Consider the following 10,559-nt stretch of genomic DNA (forward strand, 5'->3'; position numbering starts at 1 on the left):
GGACAGACGGGCTCAGGCGGTCGCGACGTCGTGCGTGAGCCGGCCGACCTGGATCAACGGCTGCGTCGCATCGCCGATTCCGCCGAAGACCTTCAGTTCGATCTCGACCCGGGCATGGCCCGCGGTCGTTGGCTTGGTCGTCCCGCGCCACGTATCGATCATCTGCGCGAACGGGGCCACGAAGGTCGGCTTCACACCGGGATCGACCACCGATGGGGTCGGCGTCAGCAGGTTGATCGGCACCCGGACGCGCGGGATCGCCGGCTGGCCGGCCACGATCTCATAGCTGTACATGCCCTGCATCGCGACCTCGTCGCTGGTGCTGCCATTGCCGTTGGCATAGAGCGCGGCGAAGAATGTCGTCAGGCGCGCGTCGAGGTCACCGGATGCGCCCGGCATCGCGTCGAGCGGGAACGACGTATAATTCAGCTGGGGAACCACGGTGGAGGCGAACCGCACCTCGGGCGTCTGGAACAGGAATGCCGGGTTGGTGCTGGTGGTCTTGAGATCGGCCAGCGGGAACAGCGCGAGATTGCGCTGCACGAACACCGAGGCCCAGCCGCTCTGATACAGCAGGACGTCGAGCGTCGCGACCGACACCGTCCGGGCCGGCAAACCACGTGCCTCCGCTTCGCCGAGATAAACCGTCTTGCCGTCGACCTGACGCGTATAGACGTAGGCGATCTGTACGCCTGCGGGCAGCTCCGCCGGCGGCACCGCCTGGGGCGTATAGAGCTCGGGCGCGATGATTGCGATGACCGGCGCCGGGAGCGTGGTGGTGCCGTTCGAGATCGTATTGGCTACCGCATTCCAGCTCGCCGCCATCCCATCGATGGTGATGTTGACCAGATTGGTGCGCGCGTGTCCTTCCGCAGTGCCGTCGAGCGTCGACAGAAACTTCACGATCACATGTGCCGGTGCGGCCGCCAGTCTTGCAGCTCCCACGCTCTCCCGCGCGTAGGCATCCGCGACCTGCCTGGTTTCCAGTGCAAAGGCGGCGGTCGCCTTGCGCGCAGCCGCCAGCGTCGCCGGATCGGGTTCGGCGCCATCGATGCCGACCAGATACTGGTTGAGATCGCGCAGGATCGCCGGATAGTTGGTCACGAACTGCGCCAGCGCGGTGAACAGATCCGGCTCCCCGCTCAGCCTGGCCGAGCGGCGCAGCGTTGGCATGGTCGGACGGTTGAACTCCACCGTGCAGGACACCGCGTCTGCTGCCGCCTGCTGATAGAGATAGTCGAACGAATAGCACCAGGCGCTCAGCTTCGACGGATCGGTCGCGCCCTCGCCGGTGAGCTGCAGCGCCTGCTGGGCGGAGACCGTGGGCGGCGTCGGCAGGTCGCGATTGACGACCGGAATGTTGGCGACCTGCGTTCCCAACGGATAATCGAACGGTCCATTGACAAAGGCGAGCCATCGCGAACCGACATAGCCGTCGATGCCGGGGACAGTGCGCCGCTCGAACTCGAGATGGGTGAGCGACAGCGTAAGCTTCAGCGGCACATAGGCTTGATCGATGACGTTCTTGGTGGCGAACACGAAGGCCAGTCGCGGATCATACCAGGTCTTGCTAGCGGGATCGTAGACCTCGCCGAGCGGGATGCGCGTCGGCGTCAGCGTGTAGTTCTGATTGTCCGCCGCGCCCTTGATGCTTCCGCCCGGCTGACCGTAGAGGTTCGGCGGACCGGCCGGATTGTTGTCGCCGCCACCGGTGACCTCGGTCAGCCCGAACACGACGGCCGCACCGGCCCGATAGGCTGCGCCGAGCTGGTTGAGCAGCTGCTGGCGCAGCTTCTCAGCTGCGGCAAAGGCGGTCGAGGGATCGCCCGCGCTGGTCGACAGCACCGGCAGCGTCTTCAGGCTGATCGTATCCGCCAGCAATTCCTTGGTCGACAGCACGCGTCCCAATGAACCATCCGTGAGCGGATCGGTCACATCGTCGATCAGGTCGAGGATGAAGGCGTGCGGCGCATAGGCCGCCGACAGGAACAGATCGATCGCGTCCAGCGTACTCTGGAACCACTGGTTCAGGTCGGCGCCGTCAAGATGCAGCGTGTCAATCTCGCCGGTGTCGTAGCGCGTGATCGTCACATCGCCGCTCGTCAACGCCTTGGCGATCGGTTTCGGCGCGAAATAGCTCGGGGACGTGCCCAGCTTGAAATGGATGCCTTTCCCGGCCGCCTTGCCGAAGCGCACCGCCCAGAGCTGCTGCGCGCCGTCGGCCGCATCCTCGCCGTCGCGGGACAGGCCCTGCCCGACCTTGAGATACCAATCGGCCGTGGCGAAAATCGCCTCGACCGCTGTGCTGAACACCGTATAGGACACGTTGCCGTCGCCGTCGGCCCGCGGCAGGATCGCTGCGACCACGCCGGTGCCGCCCTGCAACGCCGCCACGGCCGGATCGACCAGCAGCGGATTGCGGCTGAGCGCGAGCGTCACGTCGAGCTCGAGGATGTTGCCCGCAGCGATCGCATTGACGTCGACAGGAAGCGACAGCGTCGCAGCGGGGGCTGCGGGCGCCTGTCCCTGCGTCACGAGCTTCAGATACAGCAAGCAGGCGCGCACATAGCCGCGAATGATGTCCGCCTGCGCATCGGTGAGGTCCACGTCGGGCTTGGCTAGCAGCGAATTCGACAGCCGCATTGCCACCGCGTTGCCGGAAACGCCCGGCACCTTCACGGAGACATTGGCGGAATAGTCCTGATGCAGCTGATAGTAGATCCGGGTGTAGAGCGAGAGATCGTCGGCGGCCCGCGCCGCACCGTCCGGCCCTGCATAGGCCGCAGCGTTGAGGGACAATGCAAGCTTGAACGCCGCACCGCTCGCGGATTCATAGGTGTAGCTGGCATTGGTATTGATCCAGGACCCGAGCCCGATCAGCTCGTCGCGGTACAGCATCGGCACCGCAGCCCCGTTGAGCGCGCCGCGATACCCTTGCGGCGGCGCCTCGAACGGCGTCACCGTGGTGTTGCCGAAGATATCGCGCCATTGCAGCGCGACCTGCGCCATGGTGCCGACACCGAGATAGGGATTGGCCGCCTTTGGCGGCAGATTGGAATCGGACGGATCGGGCGCGGCGTTGACCAGCGCGAACTGCGCGCCGATGCCGATCGACTGGCGATAGTCGAGATCGGCGAGAGCGACCTGCGCAAGGCGGTTGCTGCGCGTCCTCGCCGAGCGGGCATGGCTGTCGAACGCGCCGGCCTCGTTGTCGTCGTGATCCTGCGGACCGAACGGCATGCCGAGCGGACTGACCTTGTAGAAGACGTTGCCGGCAAGCCCCGCGGCAAGCGAGGTGTAGAGCTGATACATCGTCTTCTTGGCGAAGTCCGGCGCGGCGGGATCGTCCGGCGGGAGGCCGAAATTGTCGCGCGTCAGGGCGAACCCGATGTTCTGCGGCGGCAACTGGTCGCGTAGCGAGAACAGCTGAGGATCGAGATCGAGCACGGCATTGACCGGGAACAGTCCGGGCGCAGCGCAGGCGCCGCGGGCGATCAGGTCGACGTCCAGGCCGTAATAGGCGGCCATGCTGGCAAAGCTCATTCCGGGCGCGGCCGAGGAATTGACCTGATAGGTCAGCGGCGGGATGTAGAATACCGCCGCGAGCGCAACGGCGACTTGTGGATTGAATGCGGCGATGTCCTGGCCGGTGATCGGACGGACTGCACCGGCGGAGAACAGCCTGGCGAGCTTGTCGAGCGTGGCCTGCGCATCGATCGCCCCGCCGGTGCCGCGGACCAGATCCGCGTCGGTGAGCTGGCGGACCGCGCCCACGATCGGCACCAGCGCGTCCGCGGCGAGCGGCCTGGTCGCGTTGACCTCGGCGATCCGTCCGGGCCCGGGGCCGTAGATCGCCGCGAGCGCGTCGAGCGATGCTCCTGCTGCGACCGGCGCCGTTGGGCCGGTCGAGGCCAGCGACACCGTCTGCACCAGGTCGCTCTGCGGATCGACGGCGTCGGTCGTCACGAAGGCGTTGACGAAATCGGGAAGCGTGGTGCCGAAGGACTCGCTGCCCTGCGCCGCGAACGTCACGACCATCGTCACGATGCCGGAGCCCGAGGAATCGAACACGGCCGCCGGCAGGCCCTCCTCGCTTTCGACGTTCTCGTAGTAGAGATAGTAGCCGCCGCTGCGGACCGTGCTGAGCTCCCACATCAGGCGGATGAACTGCGCCGGAGAATTGGCAATGCCGCGCGGCGGAGCATCCTCGGCACTCAGCATCAGCCGCAGCGCCGCCGCCGGATTGGTCTCGGTCGACAGGTTGGTCTGGGTGATGAAGGCGAGGAAGTTGGCGTCCGCCGGCGTCACCAGCATCGGCGCGCCCGGTCCGGACTGGTTGTAGAGCAGGAAGACGGCGGAGGCGATGCCTTCGCCCAGCGCATCCATGGCGGTCAGGATGCGCTGCAGCCGGACCGCATCCTCCGAGCTGGGTCCGACCAGCTCATAGACGAACGGCAGCGACGGCGCGGATGCCGGACCGCTCGGCAGATCGCCTGCGCCCGTGCCCTGAGCAGCCAGCGCCGCCGCATCCGGCAGACGCTTGATCTCAATGTCGAGCCGCGTGCACCAAGCCCAGCGCCCCAGGTCAGCATAGTCGGTGCGTGCGGTCGCGGGATTGCTGCGCCCGATCTGCGGCTGGAACTTCGGCAGCAGCGCGAACGTCGAACGGAGATCCGGCATGACGGCGCGGATCGACTGCTCGCGCGTGGCGACCAGATTGGTCTGCGCCGGCGGCAGGCTCCACAGCGTCGGCTGCGTCTGCGCACCGGCATCGGCGGCCGCGGCAACGCCGCTGCGATTCGTCAGCGCCAGCAGACTCGCGACGGATCCGCTCGACCAACGCGCATAGCCGCTGGCGGTGAACGGCCGCGGCTGGCGCTCGGCAAGCGGCAGCGCCGCAAACGTCGGGCTCGGAACGAAATTGCCAGGCGTCCTGGCCCAGCTGACGACGACGTTCAACGCGGCAAAGGCCTGGCTCAGATCAACCTCCATGCTGAGGCCGGTGCCGGCATTCAGCATGATGAAATCGAGCAGGACACCGTGGCTCTGCGTCTCGCGCGCGAAGTCGATCTTGTAGCCGCTGGCAGAGCTGGGCGTCGGGAACTGCTGGCCGGTGAGCTGATAGACACCGTAGCCCGACTGCGTCCTTGGATAGAGGAACGCAGGCGACAGCGTCAGTCCATCCTGGACCGGCAGCCGCAGCCCATAGACCAGGAAGCGCGAGACCATGCCGGCGGTCTGGCCGACCTGGCCCGTGGCCGCGATCGCCGACCACAATGCGCCGACCGACAGAGCCTGAAGATTAGCGACGGTGAGCAGGCCGCGCTCCGCCTGCACCGAGAACAGTCCGGCGACACCGCGATTGGCGTCCGCGACCGCAACTGCGGTGGTCTGGAAGAGGCTCGCGACCGTCGCCAGCGTATCGGAGGACGGGCCGGATGCCCCGGCGGTCCTGTAGGTGATCGGCCAGATCGCGAGCGGCAAGGTCGGCTGCAGCAGGCCGGCGGCGCCATAGAGCACGCTCTGTGCGGCGAGCGCGTCGATCGAGATCGCGCCGAGTTGCAGCGCGATTTCGTCGAAGCTGTCGCCCTGCCGCGTCACATAGATCTGCTCCTTGCCCTGGCTGTTGGTGAGCAGCAGGATGACGCCGCCCTGCAGCATGTGGCGTGACCGGTTGGCCACGATCAGGCGGTCCGGCGTCGTGGTCCAGCGCGGCGTCGGCGCCGCGTCGGAATAGCGGCCAGCGATGCTTTGCAGGGTGTCGCCGGTCTGAACGACGTATTCGAGGTCGTCGATATGCAACGACAGCCCGGCTCCCAAGGCATGATCGACGTTGGGCTGGACGATATCGGCAATGGTCAAGGCGTTGCCGACGATTCCGTTCAGCTCATCCAGGATGGCACCGATGCTGCTCGTCGCGGTCAGCGGATAGGCATAGCTCTGCAGCGCGTCGGCCGCGGCCTGGAGCAGTTGGCGCGCGATCAGCGTGAACGTGTCGACGAACACCAGGGCCGCCATCGACTCTGCCGAGTTCGCATCGCTCTCCGCGGCAAGCCGGCGCGCTTCCTTGTTCTGGGCCTGGATGTCCGCAGCCACCTGCGCGAACAACTTGCTGACCGCGGTCGCATAGCCGGGCGTCGCCGTGGTGTAGGTCTCGAACGCAATCGGCGACGTCTGGCCGCCGGACACGCCGGGGACCTGCAGCTTCAATCCGTCGAACACCGGAAACAGCACCGAGCCGGCATCGAGCTTGGTCTTCAGCCCCGAGGATTGCGCCGTCGCCGGATTGAAGATGTCGAGCGTGAAGGCGTCGGCCAGGAACTGCAACAGACCCTTGATCGACAGGAACGGATCGGCCGTGTCGGCGAGGCGCGCGACATAGGCCTCGAGCTGGGTGAGCGTCACCGACGTGGCCAGCGTCTCGGCGAGCTCGGCCGCATCCCCGCTCTCGTTCCCCAGTGCATCAATGATCCAGGGGAAGTAGACCTCGGCCAGCACGTCGAAGGACGTCTTGGTGGCGGACGGCGCGCTGGCCGCGGCATCCGGCGCGTCCATCGCGAGCAGGAGCACGAATGCCCCTTGGTTCGAGGTGGCGTCGGTGGCTCCCTCCGGAGCGAGCACGGTGTACTGCGCGCCGGCCATCAGCGACAGCTTGGGCTTGTTGCCATCTGCGGCGGCAAGTCCCATCCGGCGAGCGGCGGCCGGCGCGAGCCGCTTCGGTCGCGGCTTCAAGCTGCGCGCCAGCCGCATCGCCGCGTCCGGTCCGCGGGCATGCGCCCGCTGCATCAGCAGCGCATCGGCGCGTGCCCCCTGAACCTCCCACGGGGCCGTGCTGGTCTGTCCGATCACGAAGGTCGCAGACACCTGGGCCGAGAACGACAGGCTGATCGAGATCGAGAACAGGCCGAGGTTGATCTTGACCTTGAGGCTGATCGTCACGCTGGCGCTGGCGACCACCGGGATCTCGCGATAGCTCTCATAGGTGAGCTGGATCGACAGCACGATCTTGACGTTGACCGAGGCTGAAATGATCGCGAAATCGACGCTGCCATACAGCAGGCCGATGATACCGACGGTGCCCGACAGCTTGAAGTAATAATCGCTTTGCAGCGCACCGCTGCTGGCGCGCGACGCCAGCGTGCGCGTGGCGTTATAGGGATGCCACGGCGCCACGACGCCTTCAACGATGCCGAACACCGTGAGCGCGAAACCCGCCTTCAGCGGCCCCTTCTCGAAATTGTAGCCCAAACCGAGCTGCAGCCCGATGCCGAACTCGATCACCGGATCGAAGGTGCCGAGATCGGTCTTCGGGATTCTTGTCGAGGTCGCGTTGGAGAGCTTTCCGATGTAGAAGCCGCCGGCGCCCAGCACCGGGACGCCGTAGACGATCACCGAGATCGAGAAGGAACGCCGGAAATCGAGATTGTAGGGGAACCCGATGTCGATGAAGAAATCGCCGTTGGTATAGACCTTGATCCCGAGCTGCGGCAGCGTGATCGACACCGCGCCGAAATTGAGATTGCGGATGATGTCCGGGAAGGTGAAATCGATCTGGTAGACGCCGATGTCGTCGGTGATCTTCTTGTAGAGGATGTCGACGACGAGATTGGCGAGCCCGCCCATCTTCTCGCCGGCGAGTGCCAGCCGCAGACCATAGAGATTGGGGTCGTTGAACACCAGCATCGCATCGATCGACCAGGCGCCCGCCACCTTCATCAGGCCGAGATGCCCGGCGATGAGCCAGTTGTTGGACTGGTCGTAATAGGGCAGCCCCGGTGTCCCGCCGTCGTCCGCATTGGGATCGACCGGATTCATCTTGCCCGTCGTGCCGGGGACGGACTGCAGCGCGCAGATCACCTCCTTGGTGCTCTCGAAGCTGGAATGGCCGGTGATGCCGATGCGCTGCCCGAGCACCAGCAGGAACAGCTTGAACCATTCCTCGCCCCGGCCGGGCACCGAGGGCAGGTCCTTCACGTCCTGCCCCTTGGCCGGATCGAGCAGATTCTTGAACGCCGGATCGTCGGCGACGAGCGGGCTCGAGCCCTCGATGGCAAGCGTCACCTTGCCGTCGGTGTCGCGACGGAAGGTCAGCGCGGTGATGCTGATGAAGCCGAGGTTGATCGGGCTCGACAGCTCGTAAGTGGCCGACAGGCGTTGCGAGAAGCTCTCGCCGTTCTTGAGCGAGACGTTGACGCGTAGCGCATCGAGCGAGATCTGGTTGAGGAGATCCCACGGCGAGTCGAGGGTGAAGTACGGATTTCCGAGCGTGCGCACCAGCGCCTGGATTAGCGAGCCGATGCTCCAGCCCTTGAGGCTGAACGTGACCAGTTCCTTGTCGCTCTCCCAGGCGGCTCGGAAACCTTCCCACTCGACGAACAGGATGTTGTTCGAGCCCGCCTCGGTCGTCTTGAACTCATAGCCCATGGTGAGCTTGAGATTGATCGCCGAGTAGACCCAGGTGCCTTGCGCGAAGCCGGAGAACTGCTGCTGGGCCGGCTTGTTGCCGTCATAACTGACGCCGAGCCGTGCCGGATCGATGCCGACGGTCTGATCGCCGAACGCGAATGTCCACTCGAAGCCGACGGTGATGTCGTAGCTCGTCTCCAGCTCGCCCTGCTCCGCCGGAATGGTCGCGGTGATCGCGAATTCGGAGATGGTGAGGTCGCCGGGCAGGAAGCTCGGGAAACCGTAGGCGCTGCCGGGCGAAAAGAACTGGTTGATGAGGTCCGAGACCTCGAGCGACTCCTCCAGCGAGGCGGCGAGATCCCACCGCTTCGGCGTTTCGAACCCGTCATAGGTCACGCTGACCTTGGTGTGCAACGGCCCGACATCGAGGAATCCGCCGACGCTCGACTTCCACTGCGTCTGCGAGGCCGTCTGCAGCGCGCCCCCGCGCGAGCTCCGCAGCATCGGTAGCGGCGCCGCCCGCAACAGCGTCGTCGCATTGCCGCCGTCCGGCGTCTGCGTCGGAGTCTGCGCCGCGATCGAGACGGTCCCTTCTCGCACGGCAAGGATCGGCTGGTTGTTGATCTTGAGCAGATTGAGGGTCAGGCTGAAGCCGGCATCGAACTGAAAGCTCTGCGCGCCGTAGTCGACCGCGACCGCGATGTCGCCGAGCTCGAAATCCCCGACATTCTCGACGTCGAGCACAACCGCGCCGCTGGACAGCGCCGTCAGGAAGTCGCTCAGCTTGGCGGTGCCCGCGAAGGACGCGTAGAACTGCTTGGCTGACGTGAACTGGACGGTGAACACGCCGTCGCCCTCGCCGTCCGGTCCCTTGAAGACGCTCGGTGCCAGCACGAACTCGGTGGTGAAATCATAGGTCTGCTGTCGCTTGGCGCCGTCGAACGGATACGCCATCGACCATTGCAGCGAGAAGCTGGTGATCTTGAAGTCGAGAACGCCGGTCGCCGGCAGGATCTGCCAGCTCGTGTCCTTTGAGCTGCCGATCTCGATCGAGACGGCCGTGATCGTCGGCGAGCTGCCGAGCGTGCCGGCGATCGAGAAGCCGTTGAGACCGACGAAGGCGAGGAACTGCTGCAGCACGTCGGGAGTCGCGGCGAGATAGCCGCCATTGCCGCCCATCACCTCGATCACCGTCGCCGGCGTCAGCGGATCGCCGCCTGTGACCACGGCGAGCGCCACCGAATAGTTGGCATCCGCGCCGGGCGTGATCTCGACGTCGAGCTGATAGGAACCGGTACCGCCGATGTCGAACTGCGAGGAGATCGCGAGCGTCGGCGCCTGGTCGCCCGCATCCGGATCGACGAGATCGGCCAGCACCAGGACGCCATCGACCTCGTCAGCGCCATCGGGCACAGGAATGGTCAGGGCCAGGCTCGGATCCTTGACCGTGAACTGCGACGCTAGCTTGAATGTGCCGTCCTGGATCGCCGCCCGCAATTGCCCCGGCGGGAACAGAACGGTCTCGCCGTTGAAGATGCCCATGTTGAGGGCGCCGCTCAGCAGCAGGTCGCCGGTCGGCGCGGTGAGCCCCGGAAACAGCAGCAGGAACGGCTTGGCGACGTCCGGCAGCGCGACCTTGGCGTCGAAATTCTGCACCGCGCCGCCGCTCACGGCACGCCCCGCGGAGTCACCGTACGGATAGCTGCCGGTCGCCGTCGAGAACACGAAGCTGACGTTCTTCAGCGTGCCGAACTGATTGAACGGGAAGCCGCCCATGAAGGCGAAGCTGCTGGTCCAGGTCCAGTTCGACGGCGTCGCCTCGGCCTGCACGATCAGTTGGTCGCCGTCCACCGTGAACACGAGCGTGGCCTTCGCGGCCAGCGGAGCGGTGGCGCCGATGAACGGGATCGTCGCCGACTGCACCGTGAACGCCGCCCCTTCCACGGGGCCGACGTCGGATTTTTCCACCGTGACCTTGAAATCGGCCGCGGTCTTGAGGAAGAAGGCCTGGCTCAGCCAGGTGTCGTAGTCGGCGGGGACCTTCACGGCGGGATCGGCGAGGCCCGCCGTCAGGAAGGCGGCATCGAGCGCGAACGCGGTCTCGCCGGCGGCGGCTTCGACAGCGGCGCGGAGATTGTCGATAGCGCTCATCA

1 protein-coding gene is annotated in these 10,559 nt (G+C 66.0%); it reads right to left on the reverse strand.

The genetic code is table 11. From position 1 onward, the window contains the following. Positions 1-12: 12 nt before the first annotated feature. Positions 13-10,557, reverse strand: a complete 10,545-nt coding sequence (locus ACQR10_RS30735; RefSeq protein WP_316216074.1) for a LysM peptidoglycan-binding domain-containing protein — start codon at positions 10,555-10,557, stop codon at positions 13-15. Between the last annotated feature and the right edge of the window lie 2 nt (positions 10,558-10,559).

The sequence above is a fragment of the Bradyrhizobium sp. HKCCYLRH2060 genome (assembly GCF_051168135.1).
Lineage (GTDB): Bacteria > Pseudomonadota > Alphaproteobacteria > Rhizobiales > Xanthobacteraceae > Bradyrhizobium.